General features: G+C 36.0%; 24 protein-coding genes. 13 read left to right on the top strand and 11 right to left on the bottom strand.

The window, feature by feature from the left end:
* The first annotated feature begins 128 nt into the window (after positions 1-128).
* The 5 genes from grxC (at position 129) to ACN4EE_RS15145 (ending at position 3,970) form a co-directional block, all read left to right on the top strand.
* Positions 129-389, top strand: coding sequence for a glutaredoxin 3 (gene grxC, locus ACN4EE_RS15165; protein ID WP_431707299.1), 261 nt, complete (start codon positions 129-131; stop codon positions 387-389).
* A 13-nt stretch (positions 390-402) separates the two neighbouring features.
* Entirely contained in the window at positions 403-1,368 is a 966-nt protein-coding gene (gene gshB, locus ACN4EE_RS15160; protein WP_431707302.1) for a glutathione synthase, read from the top strand.
* A gap of 49 nt (positions 1,369-1,417) precedes the next feature.
* Positions 1,418-1,870, top strand: coding sequence for an AAA family ATPase (locus ACN4EE_RS15155; protein ID WP_431707298.1), 453 nt, complete (start codon positions 1,418-1,420; stop codon positions 1,868-1,870).
* 182 nt (positions 1,871-2,052) lie between these two features.
* The gene (locus tag ACN4EE_RS15150; RefSeq protein ID WP_431707297.1) at positions 2,053-2,442 is read left to right on the top strand and encodes a coiled-coil domain-containing protein; all 390 of its coding nucleotides are present in this window, start codon (positions 2,053-2,055) and stop codon (positions 2,440-2,442) included.
* 52 nt (positions 2,443-2,494) lie between these two features.
* Positions 2,495-3,970, top strand: coding sequence for a transglutaminase domain-containing protein (locus ACN4EE_RS15145; RefSeq protein ID WP_431707296.1), 1,476 nt, complete (start codon positions 2,495-2,497; stop codon positions 3,968-3,970).
* A 36-nt stretch (positions 3,971-4,006) separates the two neighbouring features.
* Here the strand turns inward: ACN4EE_RS15145 and rpsJ are convergent, their stop codons facing one another.
* The 5 genes from rpsJ to rpsL all read right to left on the bottom strand — a co-directional run bounded on the left by rpsJ (position 4,007) and on the right by rpsL (position 9,227).
* Positions 4,007-4,324, bottom strand: coding sequence for a 30S ribosomal protein S10 (gene rpsJ, locus ACN4EE_RS15140; protein WP_431707295.1), 318 nt, complete (start codon positions 4,322-4,324; stop codon positions 4,007-4,009).
* A 191-nt stretch (positions 4,325-4,515) separates the two neighbouring features.
* Positions 4,516-5,745 carry an elongation factor Tu gene (tuf, locus tag ACN4EE_RS15135; RefSeq protein WP_431707294.1) on the bottom strand — a complete coding sequence of 410 codons (1,230 nt, stop codon included), beginning with the start codon at positions 5,743-5,745 and terminating at the stop codon, positions 4,516-4,518.
* Between the two features lie 142 nt (positions 5,746-5,887).
* Positions 5,888-7,963 carry an elongation factor G gene (gene fusA, locus ACN4EE_RS15130; RefSeq protein WP_431707301.1) on the bottom strand — a complete coding sequence of 692 codons (2,076 nt, stop codon included), beginning with the start codon at positions 7,961-7,963 and terminating at the stop codon, positions 5,888-5,890.
* Between the two features lie 225 nt (positions 7,964-8,188).
* On the bottom strand, positions 8,189-8,659 hold the full coding sequence (gene rpsG, locus ACN4EE_RS15125) for a 30S ribosomal protein S7 (RefSeq protein WP_431707293.1): 471 nt from the start codon (positions 8,657-8,659) through the stop codon (positions 8,189-8,191).
* A 193-nt stretch (positions 8,660-8,852) separates the two neighbouring features.
* The gene (gene rpsL, locus ACN4EE_RS15120) at positions 8,853-9,227 is read right to left on the bottom strand and encodes a 30S ribosomal protein S12 (protein WP_308256002.1); all 375 of its coding nucleotides are present in this window, start codon (positions 9,225-9,227) and stop codon (positions 8,853-8,855) included.
* Positions 9,228-9,460: 233 nt separating this feature from the next.
* Between rpsL and rseP the strand changes: the two genes are divergently transcribed.
* The gene (rseP, locus tag ACN4EE_RS15115) at positions 9,461-10,555 is read left to right on the top strand and encodes an RIP metalloprotease RseP (RefSeq protein WP_431707292.1); all 1,095 of its coding nucleotides are present in this window, start codon (positions 9,461-9,463) and stop codon (positions 10,553-10,555) included.
* Between the two features lie 56 nt (positions 10,556-10,611).
* On the opposite strand, the gene moeB is transcribed toward rseP, so the two are convergent.
* Together moeB and ACN4EE_RS15105 are read right to left on the bottom strand one after the other, a co-directional pair.
* A complete protein-coding gene (gene moeB / locus ACN4EE_RS15110; protein WP_431707291.1) occupies positions 10,612-11,790 on the bottom strand; it encodes a molybdopterin-synthase adenylyltransferase MoeB in 1,179 nt (392 codons plus the stop codon).
* A 130-nt stretch (positions 11,791-11,920) separates the two neighbouring features.
* A complete protein-coding gene (locus ACN4EE_RS15105; RefSeq protein ID WP_431707290.1) occupies positions 11,921-12,127 on the bottom strand; it encodes a glycogen debranching protein in 207 nt (68 codons plus the stop codon).
* Positions 12,128-12,329: 202 nt separating this feature from the next.
* On the opposite strand from ACN4EE_RS15105, the gene csaB reads away from it, so the two are divergent.
* The 3 genes from csaB (at position 12,330) to ACN4EE_RS15090 (ending at position 15,900) form a co-directional block, all read left to right on the top strand.
* A complete protein-coding gene (gene csaB, locus ACN4EE_RS15100) occupies positions 12,330-13,355 on the top strand; it encodes a polysaccharide pyruvyl transferase CsaB (protein WP_431707289.1) in 1,026 nt (341 codons plus the stop codon).
* Positions 13,356-13,476: 121 nt separating this feature from the next.
* A complete protein-coding gene (locus ACN4EE_RS15095; RefSeq protein WP_431707300.1) occupies positions 13,477-14,610 on the top strand; it encodes an FtsW/RodA/SpoVE family cell cycle protein in 1,134 nt (377 codons plus the stop codon).
* 84 nt (positions 14,611-14,694) lie between these two features.
* Positions 14,695-15,900, top strand: coding sequence for a tetratricopeptide repeat protein (locus ACN4EE_RS15090; protein ID WP_431707288.1), 1,206 nt, complete (start codon positions 14,695-14,697; stop codon positions 15,898-15,900).
* 114 nt (positions 15,901-16,014) lie between these two features.
* Here ACN4EE_RS15090 and ACN4EE_RS15085 read toward each other — a convergent pair whose 3' ends face one another.
* From ACN4EE_RS15085 to ACN4EE_RS15070, 4 genes are all read right to left on the bottom strand, one after another.
* Complete coding sequence (locus ACN4EE_RS15085; protein WP_431707287.1) at positions 16,015-16,746, bottom strand: 2-phosphosulfolactate phosphatase family protein; 732 nt, start codon at positions 16,744-16,746, stop codon at positions 16,015-16,017.
* 145 nt (positions 16,747-16,891) lie between these two features.
* Positions 16,892-17,893: a DUF4351 domain-containing protein gene (locus tag ACN4EE_RS15080; protein ID WP_431707286.1), complete on the bottom strand. Its 1,002-nt coding sequence runs from the start codon at positions 17,891-17,893 to the stop codon at positions 16,892-16,894.
* 100 nt (positions 17,894-17,993) lie between these two features.
* On the bottom strand, positions 17,994-18,725 hold the full coding sequence (sfsA, locus tag ACN4EE_RS15075; RefSeq protein WP_431707285.1) for a DNA/RNA nuclease SfsA: 732 nt from the start codon (positions 18,723-18,725) through the stop codon (positions 17,994-17,996).
* 2 nt (positions 18,726-18,727) lie between these two features.
* Entirely contained in the window at positions 18,728-19,078 is a 351-nt protein-coding gene (locus tag ACN4EE_RS15070) for a hypothetical protein (RefSeq protein ID WP_431707284.1), read from the bottom strand.
* Between the two features lie 260 nt (positions 19,079-19,338).
* Here ACN4EE_RS15070 and ACN4EE_RS15065 point away from each other — a divergent pair, with 260 nt between their 5' ends.
* The 4 genes from ACN4EE_RS15065 (at position 19,339) to hemC (ending at position 25,169) form a co-directional block, all read left to right on the top strand.
* Positions 19,339-20,520, top strand: a complete 1,182-nt coding sequence (locus ACN4EE_RS15065) for a TRC40/GET3/ArsA family transport-energizing ATPase (RefSeq protein WP_431707283.1) — start codon at positions 19,339-19,341, stop codon at positions 20,518-20,520.
* 625 nt (positions 20,521-21,145) lie between these two features.
* Positions 21,146-23,206 carry a cadherin domain-containing protein gene (locus ACN4EE_RS15060; RefSeq protein ID WP_431707282.1) on the top strand — a complete coding sequence of 687 codons (2,061 nt, stop codon included), beginning with the start codon at positions 21,146-21,148 and terminating at the stop codon, positions 23,204-23,206.
* A 111-nt stretch (positions 23,207-23,317) separates the two neighbouring features.
* Positions 23,318-23,905, top strand: a complete 588-nt coding sequence (gene coaE, locus ACN4EE_RS15055; protein ID WP_431707281.1) for a dephospho-CoA kinase — start codon at positions 23,318-23,320, stop codon at positions 23,903-23,905.
* A gap of 304 nt (positions 23,906-24,209) precedes the next feature.
* Complete coding sequence (gene hemC, locus ACN4EE_RS15050; protein ID WP_431707280.1) at positions 24,210-25,169, top strand: hydroxymethylbilane synthase; 960 nt, start codon at positions 24,210-24,212, stop codon at positions 25,167-25,169.
* The last annotated feature ends 144 nt before the right edge of the window (positions 25,170-25,313 follow it).

The raw sequence follows: 25,313 nt of genomic DNA, 5'->3' as shown, positions 1-25,313 counted from the left end.
CTTTTCCCCCTCTTCCCCCTCTTCCCTCTCTTCCCTCTCTTCCCTCTCCCCTTCCTCATCAAAAGACTTTTTCGACAACGCCTAAATAGTTTACAATACTTAATGTAAATGTTGATCTAACGAAAAAAATGAGTGCTAAAGTAGAAATTTATACTTGGAGTAGTTGCCCTTTCTGTATTCGTGCCAAGGCGTTATTAAAACAAAAACAGGTGGATTTTATTGAATATTGTATTGACGGCGATAATGATGCTAGAAGGGAAATGTCACTAAAGGCGAACGGACGTACTAGCGTTCCTCAAGTATTTATCAATGATAATCATATCGGAGGTTGCGATGATTTACATGAGCTTGACGCTATCGGAGAATTAGATAAACTGCTGAATGAGTAAACAAAAAAATAAGATGAAATTTACTTTTATTATAGACTCGATCGAAAAGTTAGATCCCACCCATGATAGTAGTGTCGCCATAATGGAAGCGGCGCAAATTTTAGGACACGAAGTTTATATTACCACGATTGATCTTTTAAGTGTGGTGGACGGTAAAGCCTATGCCCATTTACAACCCGTGACATTAAAACCAGTAGAATTAGTGAATCATCATTGGCAGGTAGAGAAAAACTGGTATTTTTTGGGAGAATCGGAATTTTTACCCTTAGAATATTGTCAAGCCGTGTTTATGCGTAAAGATCCTCCTGTTAACACTCCTTATCTCTATGCTACTTATATTTTAGACCTAATTGACACAAAAAAAACAAAAGTCCTTAATTCTCCTCAAGGCATTCGTGGTGCAAACGAAAAAATGTACGCCTTACAATTTCCGACCGTTATTCCCAGTACGATCGTCACTCAAAGTAAAGAAGTTATCGCTAATTTTTTGGATGAAAAAGAGGCTATTATTCTCAAACCTTTAGGGGGTAAGGCAGGAGAAGGTATTTTATTCTTACAACAAGGCGATCGAAATTTTAACTCTCTCATCGAAATTAGCACCAAACAAGGGTATGAACCGATTATGGTACAAGAATATTTGCCATCGGCTAAAGAAGGGGATAAACGGATTATTTTATTAGATGGTAAACCCATTGGCGCTGTGAATCGCATTCCCACTGGTAAAGAATTTCGAGGCAATATGGCAGTAGGCGGTAGAGTTGCACAAACTGACATTACCGACAGAGAATTAATGATTTGTGACACCCTCGCACCGAAATTAAAAGAAGATGGTTTATTTTTCGTGGGGATAGATGTTATTGGCGGTTATCTCACCGAAGTTAATGTCACCAGCCCAACTGGTATTCGAGAGATCGATCGATTGAATAATGTTAATCTAGGTAAACAGGTTATTAGCGCTGTGGTAAATCAGCTTTCCTAGAGGAGAATTAAGAATCAAAAACTATTCACTATTCTGCTATGTCTAAATAATGTTTACTAATTTTACCATCAAAAATTTTCGTTGTTTTGACAATTTAACTATTGAAAAAATTATGATTGCTGGTGATATTGGAATTGGTGAATTAATACCGATTGCCTATATGGGGGAAGGAATTTCTCGTTTATTATCCATAATATTAGCCATAGCAACAACAGAAAATGGAGTCGTTTTAATCGATGAAATTGAGAATGGATTACACTATTCAAAAATTACCGATATATGGAAAGGAATAGATTTAATTTCCCGTCAAACTAATACCCAAATATTTGCTACAACCCATAGTTTTGACTGTATAAATTCTGCCCATGAAGCATTTAGTAGTAATGATAATTATGATTTTACTTATCACCGTTTAGAAACAATTAATAATATTATTCAAGTTATTTCTTATGATTATGAAACAATAAATACTTCTGTAGAAATGAATTTTGAAATGAGATAATGTCCAACAAAATAAATGTAATGAATCAATTAGTTATTAATTCTAAATTCTTTCTATCGTCATTGCGAGGTAACGAAGCAATCTTTCTAAATTCTACATTCTAAATTCTAAATTTTTTCTGCAATCTTTCAAATTTTGTAGGTTATGATAGATAAGTGCTGTCTTAGTAGAAAAATTTGAGTATGAGTACTATAATCGATAATGACTTAAAAGAGTTAAAAGATTTAATCAATAATAGATTAGATCAAGTTGAGCATAAAATCAATCAGGTTGAACATAAAGTAGTTCAGGTTGAACATAAAATAGATCAAGTTGAACAGAAAGTAGATCAAGTTGAACAGAAAGTAGATAATTTAGATATAAGATTAACTAACCTTGAAGCTAACTACAATAACATAGATAAAAATATTATTAAAATTGAGACTAAATTAGAGGTTTTAAAACCAGTATTTGACAAAATACCAGATTTGTCAGAAAAAGTCGGAGAATTAAAAAATTGGAAACAAATATCCATCGTACTATTAACAGGTTTAATTACTTCATTATTTTGGATATTTCGAGATAAAATTTAGCTTTTATTGATAGTAATTTCTAGCAAAACTTTTATTTTAAATTATTGATTGTATGACTACAGAAAGAGAGTATCAGGAATGGCAAAAACGCAGAAATAAAAGACAAAAACCGAGAAAAATTAAACGCAAAAAAAATCATACTCTCGATATTTTATATGTCTTAATCATTTTTACTTCGATCACATTAACCATCAAAAATAATCCTCAATATTTTAATTTTACCAGAGAAAATTTAACATGGCAAAATATCTTTAATACTTTTGCAAATAATTCTTTACGCACTTTAACTCAAGAGTTTATTACCAAAATTGATGAGCCTATTGTTATCAATAATCCTGTTAATTTACAAAGCAAAAAATTTACGGATATTGACAATAAAGCAAAAAGTATTCAATATAACGGTAATTCTGTTCAAGAATTAGCTAATATTCTATCTAGTTATGCCACTACAGAACAAGAAAAAGCTCGAATTATTTATACATGGATTACCCATAATATTAGTTATGATGTTGTGGCTTTAAGAAATTTATTCGATCGAAATATTTATCCTGATGTTAAAGTAGAAACAGTATTAAATACTCGATCGACAATTTGTTCAGGTTATGCTAATTTATATCAACAATTAGCCCAATATATGGGCTTAAAATCAATAATTGTGGTAGGTTATGCCAAAGGAAGTGATTATGCGTTAGGGAATGATAAAGACGTAAACCATGCTTGGAATGCAGTTAAAATTGATGGAGATTGGTATTTAATTGATACAACTTGGGGAAGTGGCACTGTTAATAATAATGTATTTAATGCCCAATTTAATCCCTATTATTTCGCTACAAAACCCGAAGAATTTATCTATAGTCATTTTCCAGAAAACCCTCAATGGCAATTATTAAAAACTCCTTTTTCTCGTGAACAATTTGAAAATTTTGCCAATATTTCTCCAACTTTATTTGAGCATAATATACAGCTAATTAGTCATCAAAACTTAAAAATTAATACCGATAATTCTGTTAATATTGTCCTGAAAGCACCTCAAAATGTGGTTGCCATCGCACAGTTAAAATCTGAGGAAAAAGAAATTCCTGATAACTATACATTCGTGCAAAAAAGAGGTGAAAATATCGTTGTGAATGCAGGATTTCCCCAAGGAGGAAACTATCAATTAAACATATTTGCAAAACCTAAAGACGGCAGTAATAATTATCCTTTAGTGGTGACTTATGATATTTCTGCTAATAATAAAAGCGGTAAATTTCCTACAACTTTTCAACATTTTAGCGAAAATAATGGCTATCTTGAAGCACCTTTAAAGGCAACCTTAACCCCGAATCAAAATACCTATTTTAAGCTACAAATCGACTCAGCAACAGAAGTAAAAGTTGTTGATAAGTCCACTAATCAATGGCACAATTTAACCCGTTATGGTAACGTTTTTTCGGGCAATGTTAATATTGGCAATGGTGAAGTTATGATATATGCAAAATTCCCCAATGATTCTCGTTATTGGGGATTATTAAAATACGGTGAATAAAGACTTTATTACTGTTATCTAAAATCTTTTTTCGGTTTATAATTTGACTTCAATGTCCACACCAGCAGGTAAATCTAACTTCATTAAAGCATCGATGGTTTTAGAAGAAGGTTGGTAAATATCAATTACTCGGCGATGGGTACGGGTTTCAAAATGCTCTCTGGAATCTTTGTCAACGTGAGGCGATCTTAATACACAATAGATTTTACGCTTTGTAGGGAGAGGAATAGGTCCGATAGGTTGTGCATTGGTACGATTTGCTGTTTCTACAATTTTAGTACAAGATGTGTCGAGTAAACGTCGATCGAACGCTTTGAGACGAATACGAATTTTTTGTTGTTGTAAAGTTGCCATTTTTTATATTTCCTGTATATTTATATTTTCAAGGTACAAGTGAATTAAGAATTGAGAATGCAGAATTAAAAATTAAGAAAACCTGTAGGGTGGGTTAGACAGAGATAAATTAAGGCACATATTTGATAGTTACGTTTTGTCGTAACCCACCAAAGCCTATAATTATTTTTTATCCTAACCCACCAAAGCTACTATTTTAAGATTTTAGCTACAGCACCCGCACCAATGGTACGACCACCTTCACGAATAGCGAAACGCATACCTTGTTCGATCGCAATGGGGTTGATTAACTCAACGGTCATTTTGATACGATCGCCGGGCATAACCATTTCAGCAGCGCTACCATCGTCAGCAGTGAAGTCACTGATAGTTCCAGTTACGTCGGTTGTACGCACATAGAACTGAGGACGGTATCCGGGGAAGAAAGGAGTGTGACGACCACCTTCTTCTTTTTTGAGAACGTAAACTTCAGCCTCGAATTTGGTGTGAGGAGTGATAGAACCGGGTTTAGCTAATACCATACCACGCTCAATATCATCTTTTTGTACACCACGAAGAAGAACCCCTACGTTGTCTCCAGCCATACCTTCGTCTAAGGTTTTTTGGAACATCTCAACCCCAGTAACGGTGGTGCTACGGGTGTCACGAATACCAACTAATTCAACGGTTTCTTGAACTTTTACTTTTCCTCTTTCAATACGACCAGTAGCAACAGTACCACGACCAGTGATGGAGAATACGTCTTCTACAGCCATTAAGAAAGGCTTGTCGATGTCACGCTCAGGAGTAGGAATATAAGCATCTACTTCTTCCATGAGTTTGTGAATTTTATCAGTCCACTCGTTTTCGCCTTTTTGGGTTTTGGGATTAGCAGTCATTTGCTCAACGGCTTTTAACGCAGAACCTGCAACGATAGGAATGTCATCTCCGGGGAAGCCATACTCAGTTAATAACTCACGAACTTCTAATTCTACGAGTTCTAATAATTCAGCGTCATCCACTTGGTCTTCTTTGTTTAAGAATACTACGAGACTGGGTACACCAACCTGTCTAGCTAAGAGGATGTGTTCACGGGTTTGGGGCATAGGACCATCAGCCGCAGATACTACTAAAATAGCTCCGTCCATTTGAGCCGCACCAGTGATCATGTTTTTAACGTAGTCAGCGTGTCCGGGGCAGTCAACGTGAGCGTAGTGACGATCGGGAGATTCGTATTCAACGTGAGCGGTGTTGATGGTAATACCACGAGCTTTTTCTTCAGGAGCAGCATCGATTTCATCGTATTTACGAGCTTTTGCTTGACCGATCGCCGATAAAGTTAAGGTAATAGCTGCGGTTAAAGTAGTTTTACCGTGGTCAACGTGACCGATCGTACCAATATTAACGTGGGGTTTTGTTCTTTCAAATTTTTCCCGTGCCATTTTCGTTGTTTTTCCTTTATTTAATGAATTAAATTAATATTACAGAAGACAATAGTTAGAACTTTTTATAAACACAGGCAAGATGCCTGTTTTACGATAGATCATAATTTTTGAACAAGTCTATTGAACCCAATGCCTTCTACTATAGATAACCTCTATTTTTAGCAATAATGGTATTCGCCACATTGCTAGGAACTTCAGCATAATTACTGAACTCCATGCTAAATATACCACGTCCTTGGGTCTTAGAGCGAATATCAGTCGCATATCCGAACATCGCCCCTAAAGGTACTTTGGCTGTCACTTTAGCAATACTGTCTTCGGAGTTCATGCCTTCGATCGTACCACGACGAGAGTTAAGATCACCCATGACATCTCCTAAGAAATTGTCGGGTACTTCTACCTCAACTTTCATCATCGGTTCTAACAAGACAGGTGCTGCTTTTTCAACACCATCCCGAATTGCCATTGAACCTGCAATTTTGAACGCCATTTCTGATGAGTCCACATCATGGAATGAACCGTCCACTAGGGTAACTTTGAGATCGATTACAGGATAACCAGCTATTATACCAGATTCACAGGCTTCTTTGATGCCTTGTCCTACGGAGGGTATATATTCTTTGGGAATTGTTCCCCCTACGATTTTCGAGACAAATTCAAAGCCTTTGCCTTCTTCTTGAGGTTCGATTTCGATTACCACATGACCATATTGTCCTTTTCCGCCACTTTGACGAATGAATTTACCTTCGGCACTTACTGCTTTACGGATTGTTTCACGATAAGCTACTTGAGGTTGTCCAACGTGGGCTTCCACTTTAAACTCCCGTAACATTCGATCGACCAAAATCTCTAAATGTAGTTCTCCCATTCCTGCGATTACCGTTTGATTCGTTTCGGGATCAACGCTAACTTTAAAGGTGGGATCTTCATCAGAAAGGGATTGTAAGGCTTTGGATAACTTATCCATGTCTTGGGTAGTTTTAGGCTCTACCGCTACGGAAATAACGGGTTCTGGTACATACAAGGATTCTAAGATGATGACATTTTGATCATCACATAAAGTATCCCCTGTGGTGGTCAATTTTAAGCCGATAATTGCTCCTAAATCCCCTGCCCTTAATTCGTCAACCTCGATTCGATCGTTAGCTTTGAGCACGATTAAACGAGAGATGCGTTCTTTTTTGTTTTTGGTAGCATTATATACATAAGTACCTTTAGTCAACACTCCAGAATAAACCCTAATAAATGTTAAACGACCATAGGGATCAGATGCAATTTTAAAGGCTAAAGCGGAGAAAGGTTCATCATCGGATGAGTGTCTCACGGCTTCTTCACCATCGGGCAGAACACCCTTAATAGCTGGAACTTCCGTGGGTGCTGGTAAGTAGTCCACCACTGCATCTAACAGAAGTTGTACACCTTTGTTTTTAAAAGCTGAACCGCACAACATGGGGATCAAAGCACCCGTTAAAGTACCATGACGGAGGGCTTGTTTAATTTCCGCTTCGGTAATTTCTTCTTCTCCCAGATATTTCTCTAACAGATTCTCGTCGGATTCTGCCACAGCTTCCACTAGATAGCCTCGATATTCTTCGGCTTGTTCTAACATATCTGAAGGAATATCGGTAACGTCGATTTGTTCTCCTAAGTCATCTAAATAGATGTGAGCTTTCATGGTGATTAAGTCCACGATGCCTTGAAATTTATCCTCGCTACCGATGGGGATTTGAATAGCAACGGCAGGCGCTCTTAAACGCTCTTTTACCTGTTGATATACTTTGAAGAAATTTGCCCCCGTACGATCCATTTTATTGACAAAAGCAATACGAGGTACTTTATATCGATCGGCTTGGCGCCAAACGGTTTCTGACTGAGGCTGAACTCCTCCCACAGAACAAAATACTGCGATAACTCCATCGAGTACACGCATCGATCGTTCTACTTCAATGGTAAAGTCAACGTGACCGGGGGTGTCAATGATGTTAATATGATGACCACGCCAATCAGTACTAATAGCAGCAGCAGTAATGGTTATACCACGCTCTCTTTCCTGTTCCATCCAGTCAGTAACAGCATTACCATCGTGAACTTCCCCGATTTTGTGAACAATACCAGAGTAAAAAAGTATTCTTTCTGTCGTTGTGGTTTTACCCGCATCTATATGAGCCGCAATACCTATATTACGGACTTTTTCTAGGGGAATTGTACGAGCCACAGCTACCTCCTTTTCAGCTACACTTTGATAGTGATTTGCACTAAAATTTGACACCGTTTACTATTCTACACTGTTCTTAACAAAACTTACCACTTTTTTTTGTAAGCTCTTTTTCAGGTAGATTTCGATCGAGCCATAAAATATGAGTTAGTGATTAGACATCAAAAATTACAGGCAAGATGCCTGTTTTACGCACATAATCTATACTCACAACTTATGAAAATCTTAGTAACGATAGTGAGCAAAAGCCTTGTTAGCTTCAGCCATTTTATGGGTTTCTTCTCTTTTCTTGATAGCGCCACCAGTTTCATTCGCCGCATCCATGATTTCGTTAGCTAATTTCATAGACATGGTTTTACCGCTTCTTTTACGAGAAAAAGCAATTAACCAACGTAAGGCAAGGCTACTACCACGGGAAGAACGAACTTCCATAGGTACTTGATAAGTTGCACCACCAACTCTTCTCGCTTTAACTTCTACTAAAGGAGTAAGGTTTTTAATGGCTTTTTCAAAGGTTTCCATCGGCTCATTACCAGTTCTTTCAGCGATGATACTTAAAGCATCATATAAAATTCTGGCGGCGAGGGATTTCTTACCATCCTTCATGATTCTACGAATGGTCATGTTAACCAAACGACTATTATAGACTGGATCGGGTGGTACTTCTACCACTTTAGCTTTACTTCTACGAGACATTTATTTATCCTTAAAAATTACTATTAAATTAATATGTTGAGGAATTACGCAGATTAACTATAAATATAAGGTTTTGAGATTGCTTCGTTATCACTCGCAATGACATAAATTTTGCTCATCGACAATGACTTAAAATTTTTATGACGAGTAATGACGTAAATCCTTTGTCAATAACGTAAATCCTTCCGAAAATCTAGGCTTTAGGACGTTTTGCTCCGTATTTAGAGCGTCCTTGTTTTCTGTCTTTTACTCCAGTAGCATCAAGAGTACCACGCACGATATGGTATCTTACACCGGGTAAATCTTTCACCCTGCCACCTCTGATTAAAACAACGGAGTGTTCTTGAAGGTTATGACCAATACCGGGGATATATGCTGTTACTTCAAATCCTGATGTTAAACGAACCCTTGCCACTTTTCTTAAAGCGGAGTTAGGTTTTTTAGGAGTAGTAGTATAAACCCTTGTACAAACTCCACGACGCTGAGGACATTCTTTGAGCGCAGGGGATTTGGTTTTCTTTTGAATTTGTGAACGTTCGCTACGAATTAGTTGTTGAATTGTTGGCATGAGGTATGCTTTTTATTTATACACAATTTTTGTATATATAAGTATAATTATCCCTAGTATATATTAACCAGTGACAATCTATGATCATATCCCATTTTTTGAACATTTGTCAATTGTTCTGATAATTAGGGTGTTGCTTGATTATTTTTTGATGATGCTAGGGCAAAAGGCAAAAGGCAAGTGTTTGAGTATATAATGGAATTTTAAAATTTTATAAGTTAAAGTTAGATATTATGTCAGTACTGGCGGCCATCGCAGTTTTAGGTTTATTAATTGTAGTCCATGAATTAGGACATTTTGGAGCGGCAAGATTACAAGGTATTCGTGTTAGTAAATTTTCCATCGGTTTTGGACCTGTTTTAGCTAAATATGATGGTAAGGAAACAGAATATGCTTTAAGGGCTTTTCCATTGGGGGGTTATGTCGGTTTTCCTGATGATGATCCCGATAGTAATATACCTTTAGATGATCCTAATTTACTGCGTAATCGTCCAGTGTTCGATCGAGCTATTGTCATTAGTGCAGGAGTTATTGCTAATCTAATTTTTGCTTATTTCTTGTTAGTGAGTCAAGCGGTAACGGTAGGAGTACAAGATATAAACTATCAAGCAGGGGTTTTAATTCCCGACATCATCAGTGAAGTTAACTCTCCTGCCGTAAAAGCAGGATTGCAAAAAGGAGATGTTATTTTAGCGGTGGATAATCAACCGTTACCTGCACAAGAAACAGCTTTAGAAACCTTGAGACAAACTATTCAAGACTCCCCTAACCAAGTGTTAAAATTCACGGTGAAAAGGGAAGATGAAACTTTTGTTTTATCGATTACTCCTGAATTGAGCGACAATGGCAAGGGTAAAATAGGGGTAATGTTAGCACCGAATGGAGACTTTATCAAACGCCGTCCCCATGATATAATCGAAGCCTTTACTGTCGGGACGCAACAATTTGAACGTTATACAAAACTGACTATACAAGGTTTTGGACAATTAATTAGTAACTTTCAAGAGAGTGCCAAACAAGTAGCAGGTCCAGTTGCGATCGTAGCGGTGGGTGCAGAGTTAGCCAAAAATGACTTAGGAAATCTCTTTCAATTTGGGGCGTTAATTAGTATTAACCTTGCCATTATCAATATTTTACCTTTACCTGCCCTCGATGGTGGACAATTAGCATTTTTAATGGTGGAAGGAATTATGGGTAAACCCCTTCCGAATAAATTACAAGAAGGAATTATGCAAACGGGTTTAGTGTTGTTGCTAGGGTTGGGTATTTTCTTAATTTTAAGGGATACCGCTAATTTAGCCTTTGTGCAACAATTTTTTCCTCAATAAAAAATAAAAACGGGCGAGATGCCCGTGCTACGTTTTTCGTGATTCGACCTAATACGTTAATATTCTGGTACTGAAGAATCCACTTCTTTACTCCATGCGAGAATACCACCTTTGACGTTAATACCTTCTATTCCGTTTTCTTTCAGAATTTGTAAAGCTTTCGCCGATCGACCGCCCATCTTACAATGAGCAATCAAACGATGTCCACTAACATCTATTAATTCTTTGACTTTTTGCACACCCTCACCACTTTCAATATCGGGTAAAGGAATTAAAACAGAATTAGGAATTTTAGCAATTTCGTACTCATTAGGATTACGCACGTCAATTAAGACAAAATCATGGGGGTGACTGTCTAATAGGAATTTTAAGTCATGAACTGTCATTTCTTGAAGTTCTTCCTTAGCTTTCGCTTCTTCGGCTTGAGCTTGAGGAATACCACAAAATTCCTCGTAATCGACTAATTTTTCAATGACAGGACGCACAGGATTAGGACGTAATTTCAACTCTCGGAATTTCATATCCCAAGCATTGAATAACAATAAACGTCCATTGAGGGTATTATCAGCCCCTAGAATAATCTTAATGGCTTCTGTGGCTTGGATTGTACCAATTATACCGGGTAATACTCCTAAAACTCCTCCTTCGGCACAAGAAGGTACCATGCCCGGCGGTGGGGGTTCGGGATATAAGTCACGATAGTTCGGACCACCTTCATAGTTAAATACCGTTGCTTGTCCTTCAAAACGGAAGATTGAGCCGTAAACGTTGGGTTTATTTAACAAAACACAGGCATCGTTAACAAGGTAACGGGTAGGAAAATTATCTGTACCGTCAATTACTATATCATAGGGTTCGAGGATAGAAAGGGCATTTTCTGCACTCAAACGAGTTTCGTATAAATCCACTTGACAAGCGGGATTGATTTCTAAAATACGGTTTTTTGCGGATTCGATTTTTGGTTTACCTACCCATGAAGTACCGTGAATGATTTGTCTTTGTAAGTTGGAAGCGTCAACTATATCAAAGTCAACGATACCGATTCTACCGATACCAGAAGCGGCAAGATAAAGAAGTAGGGGTGAACCTAGTCCACCTGTACCCACACACAAAACACTAGCGGCTTTAATACGTTTTTGCCCTTCTAAACCCACTTCAGGCAAAATTATATGTCTAGCATAGCGCTCGTATTCTTCTTTATTGAGTTCGATCGCATCTAAATTTGGATTGAGCATTGTATCTTTTGTTTTAGCAGAAAAAATTTCTGTATTAGAGATTCTATAAACTCTTATTGTATCAAATATCACTGTTAAAATTCTGTGATGGGAAATAGCGAAATAAAATCCTCCATGGGATTAAGTCTTGCTAATTCAATTTCAGGGCATTAACAGGCACTTCATCCCAAGAATCAACGGTTTTGAGGATAACTTGCCACCCCTCTTCTTTCTGTTGTAAAGTTAGCTCATTTTGCCAATTTTTGTGACAATCTTCCGCCATGCCCCGATTTTTGGTGGCAATACAAGCCTGTACAATACCACAAGCATCTCTTTGTTCGTTTACCCAAATAGTCATAATATCTATATATCAAAATATCAAAATTAATAGGAAATCAAAAATGAAGAATGGATAGTTGTTAACAACTTTGACTATAACATAAGATTTCGAGATTGCTTCGTACCTCGCAATAGACTTCTTAAATAATTATTTTGATACGATCGAAAATGGCTATAAAGGCTCAAGTTAATTTTAAAATAAATATACAATATAAATGACAATGAAAAAAGCAATAATTTGTGGTTATTATGGACAAGGAAATGCTGGAGATGAAGCCTTATTATTAGCAATTTTACAAGGATTACCCCATGATATAAAACCCATTGTTTTATCAGCAAATCCCCTGCAAACCAGTGAAGATTATGGAGTAATTAGCTATTCTCGTATGGGGATTATTAAGCACATTTTTAAGTTAGGAAAAAATGATTTATTTGTTTGGGGAGGAGGTAGTTTAATTCAAGATGTCACGAGTATTAAAAGCCCTCTTTTTTATCTAGGATTGATGATTTTAGCTCAATTAAAAGGCTTAAAAACTATAGCTTATGCCCAAGGAATTGGACCGATAAAAACCCCTTTTATTCAATGGTTAACTAAACAAGTTTTAAAAAAATGTTATGGTGTAAGTGTGCGCGATCGAGAGTCTGCTAAACTAATGGAAAAATGGGGTATAAAATATTTTATATCTGCTGATCCTGTGTGGGCTTTATCTGCTAAAATTGGTCAAAATTGGGATTTATTACCTCATCCGAGAATTGGGGTGAATATTCGATCGAACTCCAATTTAACATCGAGTAAATTAGACATTTTAATTGAGAGTTTAAAACAGTTTCAAAGACAAACTTTAGCCAATATAATTTTAATCCCTTTTCAAGAATCCAAAGACTTAGAAATTTCTCAAAAAATTAGGGATGAAATAGCACAAAATTGTCAAATTGTCAATATCAAAAATCCCCAAGAATTAAAAGGATTATTTAGGGAATTAGACTTTTCGATCGGAATGCGTTTACATAGTCTGATAATGGCAAGTAGTGAAAAATGCCCTTGTTTTGCGTTATCATACGATCCAAAAGTTACTAATTTGATGAAAGAAATTGACATTGACGGTTATGAGTTAGATAATTTACCAACTAATCCTGAAACTATCACAGAAAAATTGTTACAAGTTTATCAAAATAAACGTCATCTATCCGATGAAAACCTGCAATTATTAGAAAAAAGTGCCTTACAACATCTATGCTTTTTTTAAGAAAGGCAAAAGGTTATAACTCAAACTTTACTCTTACCTATGATTTGTATTCATTGTATAAACCCAAGTATTTTCTAGCCTAACAGTTTTTATTGAATCTAAAACCTTTTTAATTATGGAAATTGCCCGTTATATTATCCCATTTTATCAGCCCGACATAGAAAAATGGTCACTAGAAGCAAGATTATTGCGGTGGTTAACTTTTTTATGGTTATTAATCGGTTTAGTTGCCTTGTTTTCTGCTTCCTATGCTGTGGGCTTAGATGAAGCGAATGATGGTTGGTTTTACTTTAAACGTCAAGCATTTTGGATGATAATTGGTTTAGTTGTATTTAAAATAATTATTCAAATACCAATTCAATTAATCTTAAAATATTCCCCTTGGTTTTATCTAGGAATTTTAACTTTAATTATTGGCACGGTGATGGGTTTAGGGCAAAATATTAATGGGGCTGAAAGATGGATAATGTTAGGACCTATTCAAGTGCAACCTTCTGAACTACTTAAACCTTTTTTAGTTTTACAAGGCGCTGTTATTTTTGCGGGTTGGAAAAAATTATCATGGAATGTTAAGGGTACATGGTTAGGAATTTTTGCCTTCACTTTAGCCTGTATTTTGAAACAACCAAACTTGAGTACGACTGCTTTATGCGGTATTACTTTATGGTTAATGGCTTTAGGGGGTGGTTTACCTTATGTACAGTTGTTAGGTACTGCATTACTAGGGATGGTAACAGCTTCTGTGAGTGTAATGATTAATCCTTATCAGTTAAGACGCATTGTATCATTTACTGACCCTTGGCAAGACCCAAGGGGAGACGGTTATCAGTTAATACAAAGTTTACTGGCAATTGGTTCGGGGGGAGAATTTGGGGTTGGTTTTGGAATGTCTCAACAGAAGTTATTTTACCTTCCTTTCCAATATACAGATTTTATTTTTGCGGTGTTTGCCGAAGAATTTGGTTTTATGGGTAGTGTAATTTTAATTTTGATGGTGATGACTTATGCCACTCTGGCTTTTTCTGTGAGCTTAAAATGTAACCACCCGATACAACGTTTAATTGCTATTGGAGTGATGGTGATTTTAGTCGGGCAATCTTTACTAAATATCGGAGTGAATATTGGGGTTTTGCCTACGACTGGTTTACCCTTTCCTTTTTTAAGTTATGGTGGAAGTTCGGTAATGAGTAGTTTAATGTTAGCAGGTTTATTAATTAGAGTTGCGATCGAAACCCAAGAAGCCCAGTTAGAATAATCAGCAACAATTTTACTTAGAAATCTATCATCCCCCTATTGTCTTTCACAATCTAAATATACGATTAATTTTGCCTACCTATTTATGAATATTTCCAAAATTTCTCTGACAACATTGTTATTTATTTTCTTTTTATGCACTGGTAAATCAGTTCCACTTTTAGCACAAACATCAGAAGTGAAAGTCAATCCTTTATTAGTAGATTTTAAGGATGAATTATTACCTACTATAAGTAGAAATTTAACAGGATTAGAGATTAGAAGAATCGAAGCAAAAATTAATGATTTAGACACTTTAGCTTTAGAAGAATCTCAAGCTGGTAATGATGATATGGCATTTGCTTTGTGGTATCGATCGATTAATTTAAGTGGAGCTTTAGGCACAAAAGAAGAACTTTTAATGATTACTAAAGTTGGTAAAATTGCTTGGGATAAAAGTCGTAATGAAGATATTAATTTTTTGAATGAAAGGTTAATAAAATTAGAGTTAGAAAATACTCAAGATAATAATATTAATCCCGAATATTTACCTCTTTTTATCGATGCTTATGAGGCTTTACATAATTTAGATCGATCGATCGCTATTAATCAACAAAATTTAAAAATAGCTAGAGAAAATAATGATATTTCTTCTATTAAAATAGCTTTAGAAAAACTAGGGAGATTTTACCTTGCAAAATTTGATTATTTTCGAGCAGAACCCATTTATCAAGAGTTATTAAATATCGCTAGACTCGAAGTAGATTATTTAGCTGAGGGGGTTTATTTGCGTCAATTAGCAGAAATTAGTGGACAAATTGTTAACCCTGAAAATGCCATAAAATATAAACAAGAATTAGCAAAAACTTATCTTGAAAACGAGAATCTTTTAAGATTATCTTTGATTAAAATTTCGATCGGTGATGATTATAGAAGTTTAGGAAAACCCAATGAATCCGCTCAATCTTATCAAGAAGCCTTCTCTTTAGCATGGTCATTACAAAAATATTCCATAGCAGGAGATGCTTTGCAAAAACTAGCAAATCTTTATGAAAAATATGAGCAATTAGATTCAGCTTTACAAATTTATCAAGAGTTAATTAAATTGCAACAATTATCCTATAATCACTATGGTTTAATGAAAAGTTATGAGTCTATGGGAGTAATTTATAAGAAAAAAGAAGACTTTTCTTCAGCACTTAAATCCTATCAAAAAGCCCTAGCCTTAGCTCGTAGTTTAAGTCATCAAGAAAACCATTTCTTAAGCAAAATTGATGAACTTCACAATGTTAAGAATGAAAATAATGAATAGTTAATAATAACATCGATCGCTGTAGAATTTATTGCGAAGCGATCTATGATATTAAAAAAATAATAGGATCAAATCAATATGAATAGACAAGCAAAATAGAAATTTTATCAAGTTTTATTGACGATAAAGAGTTAAAACACCTTTTTCGGTTTGAATGCCAAAATTAGAGATAATATTGGGTTCAGAACAATATTTTAAGTCGTCATCTAAGTTTAATTTTAATAGTCTTTGCCCATGACTAGATAAACGAAATAATCCTAATAAATTATCTTTCCATTGATGGTATAAAGAAATTGATGACACTACTTCGTCATTGCCAATGGTTTCAACATTACTCAAATCAACTAAACCAGATGCGATCGCACCAGCACACACAGTATCTTCTAAAGAATAGCCTCCTTCCCAGCCCGAACCAAGTAACCAAACGGTTTCAGGTTGTTTTTGCTGTAGATAATTAACCACTGCACTATAATTAATAATCGCTCCAGTAATTAAAATGGGGGCATCAGCAACTCTTTGTAACGCACGAGTGCCATTAGTGGTACTAATAAATAATTGTTTATTAGCAACGGTTTCCGATGAACAATCTAAAGGAGAATTACCTAAATCGCAACTATCAACTTTTTTCCCTCCTCTTTCTCCTAATGTCAGGCGGGATTCTCTAGGTAAAAGATTACTTTCTGCTAATAATAAATCTACGTCACTAAAAGCCTTAACGGATTTTGCACCATTGTTTAATGCTGTGTTGATAGTAGTTGTCGCTCTTAAAACGTCAATAACGATGGCACAATCAGGAATATCATGATCGGGGGTAGATTCTGGGGTATGATAAACAGAAATTTTCACGGTAAGTTAGTTAAGACAAGATTGAACATTGATGATTTTATCATGAATGAGCAATGACTAATGAGTAATTAAAAATTAAGAGTAGGTTTTTAGAGAAAAAGAGTTCGATCGAACACAGGGAGGCGACTCGATCGAACCTTTGTATTTAATCGGAATAGTTATCTAACCAATCCTTCAAATCTTGAGATGAGTTAAAGTCAAACAATGCTTCTCCAAAATCCTCTAATTTATCCACAGGAATATTTCTAACTCTGATTTCTAACTCAGGGGAAACACTACCAATTTTTCGTTTTAATAGACGGAGAAACAGATTGATTTCCTGTTGCACTCGTTGTTGTACGCCTTGTTGAATACCCTGTTGCAATCCTTGTTGTAATCCTTGTTGTACGCCTTGCTGAATACCCTGTTGTAATCCCTGTTGAATACCCTGTTGTTCCACTTCTGCGATTTTGTCTCGATATAATTGTCTTAAACTCATAATCAGTGTTTCATCCTCCGTGATGGTTTCTTGTTTATCTTTTTGATTTGCTGTTAATTTTCCTAGTAAGCCATATACTAATTCTAATACTATCTCTCGATTCGGATAATCTGATGGTAACTGTTTTAATTCTTCAATGGCTTTTATTTGTTTATTTCCCCTGCCTAATATTCGTAACCAAAGAGTGCCAATGGTTTCTGGTAATTGATGTATGGCAATGATTCCCGTGTATAAACCAGAAGGCAAAAAGTAAACTCCTTTTTCCCAATTATCTTTTTCCACCACCCCAAATTCTTCTAAAAGTTCGTTAGAAATTGTTGGGGTGATAATCCATAATTTCGGTAATTGTGAGGGGGGAATTTTTCTTTTTTCTCGTTTTGTATCTTTAATGCAATTATTTTGTACGCTAACTAATTTACCAATACAATCTCGAATTTGTTGGGAAGTAACAGGATTTCGATATACCTCTAATAAACAGGTGGTTTGTGCCAACTTACCTAATAATCCCAATGTTTCAGGGGTAGTGGGGACAGGTTTTGTGGGAATAAACAAGACATCGATTTCTTTTCTTTCACTGGTGACATCAGCACCAGCGATTACTTGTCCATATTCTTGATATAATTCGGGTAGGTACTCCTTAACAAATTCGTCATGAGGAAATTGAGACATTTTTGATGATGTGGGATAATTAGTTACATGGTACATCCTATCAAAAAACGATTGAGATAATAGTAGAATTTCTATTGAAAAATCTTTATCTTCCAGATGTCTAATTTTCTAAAAGCATCGAACTCCCTAAATATATAACTCCTTCTGGGGTAATGTCAAAACGGCAAGGCAAAATTATCACTCCTTTTTCTCTAGCTTCATCAAATAATTTTCCATAGGTTCGATCGAACTTACTTCCTACTCCAAACACTTTACAGTCCGATCGAGCGATAAAATATAACATCACCCTCTTAACCCCAGAAGGTAAATTGATCAATTCTTGTAAATGCTTTTGTCCTCTAGTGGTTTCAGTATCAGGAAATAAAGCCACGCCATTTTCTGCAAGGGTGGTATTTTTTACTTCGACATAAATATCCGTTTCTCCTCCTGATAAGACAAAATCAATGCGACTTTTGCCATCATGTCCAAATTTTACCTCACTTTTAACCTGCGTATATTGTCCTGCTAACTCAGAAATTAACTGATTTTCTAACGCTGATTTAACAATTTTATTCGGTAACGCTGTATTGATGCCCACCCATACTGGGTTTTCTTCCCCAACCGCTATCATTTCCCATGTGTAAGCTAATTTGCGCTTGGGGTTATCGCTTTTAGATACCATGACTCGACTATCGATCGAGCATAATCCTAACATGGGACCGGTGTTAGCACAATGAGCGGTAATTAATTCTCCCGTGTCTAATTGAATATCCGCTAAAAAACGCTTATATCTTTTCTTGAGAATACCGCCCATTAAAGGAGGATAACGATATAAAAAATTGTGAGAAGTCATGGTTATTTTTGAGAATAGGATTGTATTTCTTCTCTGAGTGCAATAATTTCCTTCGTCAAAGAAGAAATATCCTCATTTTCCTCATCATCTACCGTAATGTTTATAGGTTGAGGAGATTGATTTTTATTGGTATAGCCCTGAAAAAACTGTTCAATAATTTTTTTGGCTTCTTGTTCTGTCATTGTACCTTTTTGTGACCATTCTTTAGATTTTTGTTGCCATTGGGTACTTAAATCTGAAAAAACTTGATGGCGTTTTTGGTTGTCTTGTATGGTTTCTATGGCTTCAGTAGTTGCACCGATGACAGTCCTAAAACCTTCTTGAACTATATTTAATAATGTATTGTTGTCCATATTTTTGGGTTCGATCGAACCTTAGATAAAATAACAGTAAATTTACTATAACATTCCTAGCGAAAGCAGAACAGGCAAGATGCCTGTTTTTCAGTCTGATGTCTCAAACGAGGGCTTAAGCCCTGTACGGGCATAATATATTATGCTCCTACGAGCCATTAAAAATCGATAAGTTTCAACTGTTTCTCCAAATATTGTAACAAAACGTTATATTCTAAGAAGAAAAAGCAATTATCATCATAACAACAAGATTAACAGAAATGCGTGTAATTTTAATGACAGGAAAAGGGGGCGTAGGAAAAACATCCGTTGCCGCCGCTACAGGACTTAAATGTGCTGAGTTAGGGTATAAAACACTTGTATTGAGTACTGATCCCGCCCATTCTTTAGCCGACAGTTTCGATATGGAATTAGGGCATGAGCCTCAACCTGTTGTTAATAACCTTTGGGGGGCAGAATTAGACGCACTCATGGAGTTAGAAGGCAACTGGGGGGCGGTTAAGCGCTATATAACCGAAGTTTTACAAGCGAGGGGCTTAGATGGTGTACAAGCGGAAGAATTAGCGATTTTGCCGGGGATGGATGAAATTTTTGGCTTAGTGCGCATGAAAAGACATTATGACGAGGGAGATTACGATGTTTTAATTATCGACTCTGCACCTACGGGTACAGCTTTAAGATTGTTAAGTCTGCCTGAAGTCAGTGGTTGGTACATGAGAAGATTTTATAAACCTTTTCAAACCATGTCGGCGGCTTTGCGTCCTTTGTTTGAACCAATTTTTAAACCCATAGCTGGTTTTTCGTTACCAACTAATGAAGTTATGGACGCACCCTACGAGTTTTATCAACAAATAGAAGCGTTAGAAAAAGTATTGACCGATAACACCCAAACTTCTGTAAGATTGGTAACAAATCCTGAAAAAATGGTAATTAAGGAGTCTTTACGCGCCCATGCTTATCTGAGTTTGTATAATGTTTCTACGGATTTAGTCATTGCTAATCGTATCATTCCTGATGAAGTGGAAGACCCTTTTTTCAAAAGATGGAAGGAAAATCAAGCTATTTATAAACAAGAAATCTATGATAATTTTCACCCTTTACCAGTAAAAGAAGTGCCTTTATTTTCTGAGGAAATGTGTGGATTAAAAGCCTTAGAAAGATTAAAAGATACTCTTTATCAAGATGAAGATCCCAGTAAGGTTTATTATGCAGAAAATACCATTAGAGTTGTTCAAGAAAATAATACTTATAGTCTCGAATTATATTTACCCGGTATTCCTAAACAACAAATTAAACTGAATAAAACAGGGGATGAATTAAACGTAAGAATTGGGAATCATCGCCGAAATTTAGTGCTACCACAAGCCTTAGCGGCGTTGAGTCCTTCTGGTGCGAAAATGGAGGATGATTATCTTAAAATTAAGTTTGCTAATGTGAGTTAAATAGGTAAATTTAAAAATTGTAGCGATTTTTTAGAATTAGTAAAAAAACAAGTTAAATGTGTTTTAGCTTAATTTACATTAAATTTCTTCAATAACTCTGATTTTTGTACTGTATTTACCTCAGTTCGAGATAAGATTTAGACTAAATCGCTCGAATCATTAGAAGATTTGATTAAAAATTATCATAAATTGATTTTTGATAGCTATTTACTAAATTTAATGAAGATTTTACAGGATTTTCTTTCCCCTCCTCCCCCTCTTATCTTCATCATTTTATATCGAACTCAGGTTGTATTTTGGGCTTTTAGCCCGATTTTATCAGAATTTGGTGTATGGTAGTTCACTTCTAACTAGACGTTGCTGAAAAAGTCTTTTGATTGAGATTCCTTCGCTACTCTCAGAATGATAGAATATCGTTATAAGCTAGTTTGCATTTTAGTTTACTGATAGAGGTAGGGAAGAGGCAAAAGGCAACAGTCTATTTTTGATAAAGTTTAGATAAAGTTTAAGTAAAAATACGGAGAAAAAAAATAGCTCAAAATATTTCTTTATATTTCATAGTTGTTTTTTCGTAGATGTTTTATGATTAAATTCATTAAATCATAAAACTTTATTTGTGAACTCTATGTCGATCGAATCCTTGACTCCTCTATTGAACGATTTACTCGCTGACTTTGCCTCTCAAAGTGACTTCTCTGCTCTGATGACAGAGATTTATGGTAACACTGCGGACTTTACCACCCTTCAACAACAATGGTTGACAGGTAATTGGGCATTACCTAACGTAGAAATAGTATCCTCTGCTACCCTCAACGGAGCTTATGGTGCTTATGCCAGTCAAACCAGTACGATTTATTTATCCCAAGACTTATTCAACAGCAATAATACAGATTTTCTGATTAGAGTTTTATTAGAAGAATATGGGCATTATGTGGACGATCTTCTTACTCCCTTTGATAGTGAGGGAGATGAAGGAGAACTTTTTGCCTATCGAGTTTTAGATATTCCCCTCACAGAAGAAGATATTGCATTCATTCAAAGCAAAGATGATTTTGGTCAAATTACTATTGATGGAAACATAATTGACGTTCAATTTGCAGTCACCTCTGCTAGTATCACAGCTATTTCTGAAGATACTGGAACTCCAGGAGATTTCTTTACAACTGACCAAACCTTAATTCTCTCTGGTTTGTATTCTAGCGATACAGGTGCCGCAAATTTATTTTTATTCCTCACACCTAACAAAGGCTCTACAATCCTGGTAGGACAAATAAGTGGAACAAATGCAAACGCAACTAATAAATCTTGGACTTATGACTATACAAGTAAAACCTTAGATGTAGGTAGTTATACTTTTTCTTTGGGAACGACTAACTCAACCTCTCAAACTTTTTTAAGTTCTAAAGTAGTTGTTATCGAAGCTCCTTCAAATCAAGCACCCACTATCACCAGTGGTGACTCCGTCTCCTTTGCCGAAAATGGTACAGGTATAGTTTACACCGCCACCGCTACTGATCCTGAAAATGATCCTCTGACTTTCAGTATTTTAGGTACGGATGCCTCGTTTTTTGATATTAATTCTTCAACGGGAAATCTCACCTTTAAGAATCCTCCTGATTTTGAAAATCCCCAAGATAACAGTACAAATAACCAGTATGACATTATTGTTCAAGTTACTGATGGAACTAATCCTGTCACCAAAAACGTAACTATTACAGTAACAAATGTGGACGAAGTAGCCCCCACAATTACGTCAGGAGGAACAGCCACAGCGATCGATGAAAATAGTGGTGCGAATCAAGTGGTTTATACTGTATTAGCGAATGATGCGCCTAGTATCAGTAATCCACAAGATGGTCCTTCTGCTCCCATTACCTATAGCTTAAAAGCCGAAAACGACTTTGCTTCTTTTACCATTGATAGTGTGAGTGGTGCTGTAACATTAACCAGTGATCCAGATTTTGAGACCAAATCAAGTTATAGTTTTACCGTAGTAGCAACCGATGCCGTAGGAAATTTTTCTGAACAGGTAGTTAGTTTAGCGATTAATGATGTCCTTGAAAATCCTATTAGCAATGTTCCCACAGGTGGGAATGATAGTCTTGTAGGTTCAAATGGTGTGAGTAATACCATCAGTGCTGGTGGAGGAAATGATATTATTCAAGGGGGAAACCTTGGAGATACCCTCAACGGTGGTAGTGGTAACGATGTATTGTATGGTAATGACGGCAACGATCGACTGGATGGAGGTAGCGGTAATGATTCATTGTTTGGTGGCAATGGCAACGACATTCTTTTAGGTGGCAGTGGCAGTGATACCCTTGTGGGAGGCATGGGTAATGATACCTTAACGGGAGGTAGTGGACGAGATTATTTCTTGTTTAATTCTACGGCGGAAGGGGTCGATCGAATTACGGACTTCAATCCAGTGGATGATTTCATCGTCATCAATGAAAGTTTTGGCGGAGGATTAATGACTGGAACTTTACAGCCACAACAGTTAAGAATTGGTGCTTCTGCTAACTCTCTTGATCAACGCTTAATTTATAATCGTTCTACGGGAGCATTATTCTTTGATATTGATGGGCAAGGAGGAAGTTCACAAGTACAAATTGCCACTTTAAACAGTGGATTGACGTTAACCGAAGCAAACTTCCTTGTCGAACCCAGTCCTGTTATGTTTTAATAATGTAATATTTTGACAACTAAAAAATAAGTAGGGGTTGAAATATTCAACCCTTGTCCTTTATCTTTGGTTAAACTAGGACGCATCTAAGTTTACCGATCGAAACGAGATATGATAAAAATTGGTTTAACAGGGGGAATTGCCACAGGAAAGTCCACCGTATCGAATTATTTACAAGAAAAATATGCTATTCCAGTATTAGATGCAGATATTATTGCAAGGGATGCAGTTAAAGTTAATTCGCCTATTTATGATGATATTATCGATCGATATGGAAAAGAGATTATTGTCGATAATGGGGAGTTAAATAGAGAAAAATTAGGTAATATTATTTTTAATAATAATCAAGAAAAAATCTGGTTAGAATCAAAGATACATCCTTTTGTGAGAAATACTTTTGAAAAGCAAATTAAGCTCTTATCTAACTCGATTATTGTCTTAGCTATTCCTTTACTTTTTGAAGCAAATATGACAGATTTAGTCGATCGAATTTGGGTAGTTACTTGCGATTTTAACACTCAGATCGATCGATTGAAAAGTAGAAATAATTTAACACAAATACAAGCTATCGATCGAATAAATAGTCAAATGCCCTTAGCAGAAAAAATCAAAAAAGCCGACATTGTGATTGATAATAACAAAAATTTATCACAATTATATAATCAAATAGATGCGATTATATCCACACAAGATTATTAGGAAAAACTGGGATATTTTTTGACAAAAATTGAGTTCAATTTATTGAACGGTATCTATTAGACGTCAGATTGCTTCGTGCCTCGCAACGTTGCGCGATTTATTACACGTTGGGATAAAGGTTTCATCTATAAATCAGCTACTAACAACGTTAACATTAAAACATTAACCGTCTTCCATTATAACAAAACTAATAGTGAACGTTCAATAGACATCTCCAATAATTAAAACACTTTTTGTACAACCCCTAACCACCTTTTTCTGATAAGCTAGATTGAGTTGTGAAAATTTTATAAAAACTATTTATATGACCGAAACTATTGAAAATGAACGTACTATAGTAATTGGAACTAGAAAAAGTCAACTAGCATTAGTACAGACTTACTGGGTAAAAAAAGAATTAGAAAGTCGCTTCAGTGATGTGGAGTTTGAAGTAGAAAAAATGAGTACTCAAGGAGATAAAATCCTTGATGTTGCTTTAGCGAAAATTGGTGACAAGGGTTTATTCACCAAAGAGTTAGAGTTAGGAATGATTAATAGGGAAGTGGATTTTGCGGTACACTCCTTAAAAGATTTACCTACTAACCTCCCCGATGGTTTGATGTTAGGTTGCGTCACCCAGAGGGTTAACCCTGCGGATGCTTTAGTTGTCAATGAAAAACACAAAGATAAACAATTAGAAACCCTCCCCGAAGGTTCGGTAATTGGTACATCCTCTCTACGCCGTCTCGCTCAATTACGTCATCACTTTCCCCATTTAACCTTTAAAGATGTGCGAGGTAACGTCAATACTCGTCTTGCCAAATTAGACGCAGGAGAGTACGATGGCATTATTCTTGCCGTTGCTGGTTTAGAAAGACTAGATATGTCCGATCGAATCCATCAAGTAATACCTCCTGAAATTTCCCTTCATGCAGTGGGGCAGGGCGCTTTAGGCATTGAGTGTCGTGTAGGCGATGATGCGGTGTTAGAAATTATTAAAACTCTGGAGGATGCTGATAGCCGTGATTGTACTATGGCTGAACGTTCATTTTTAAGAGTATTAGAAGGAGGTTGTCAAGTACCCATTGGTGTTAATACTAAAATAGACGGTGATAACCTAACTTTAACAGGAATGGTTGCCAGTTTAGATGGTAAACGCTTACTTAAGGATAGTGTAACAGACGATCGAACCAAAGCCGAAGACATTGGCGCACAATTAGCGGAAAAACTGAAACAACAAGGCGCTGGGGAAATTTTAGCGGAGATTATCGCCCAAGTAAGATAAATGAATGAAGAATGAAGAATGAAGAATGAAGAATGAAGAGTGAAGAGTGAAGAATGAAGAAAGGCTAACGTAGGGGTTTAATATATTAAACCCACCCCCATCAAAAAATATAATTATATTTCTTCCCCCTCTCCCCTGTATCTT

This window comes from Geminocystis sp. CENA526, from assembly GCF_050753365.1.
In the GTDB taxonomy this organism is placed as follows: Bacteria; Cyanobacteriota; Cyanobacteriia; order Cyanobacteriales; family Cyanobacteriaceae; genus Geminocystis.
Note: the sequence above shows the minus strand (reverse complement) of the source record. Positions and strands in the feature narration are given on the sequence as shown.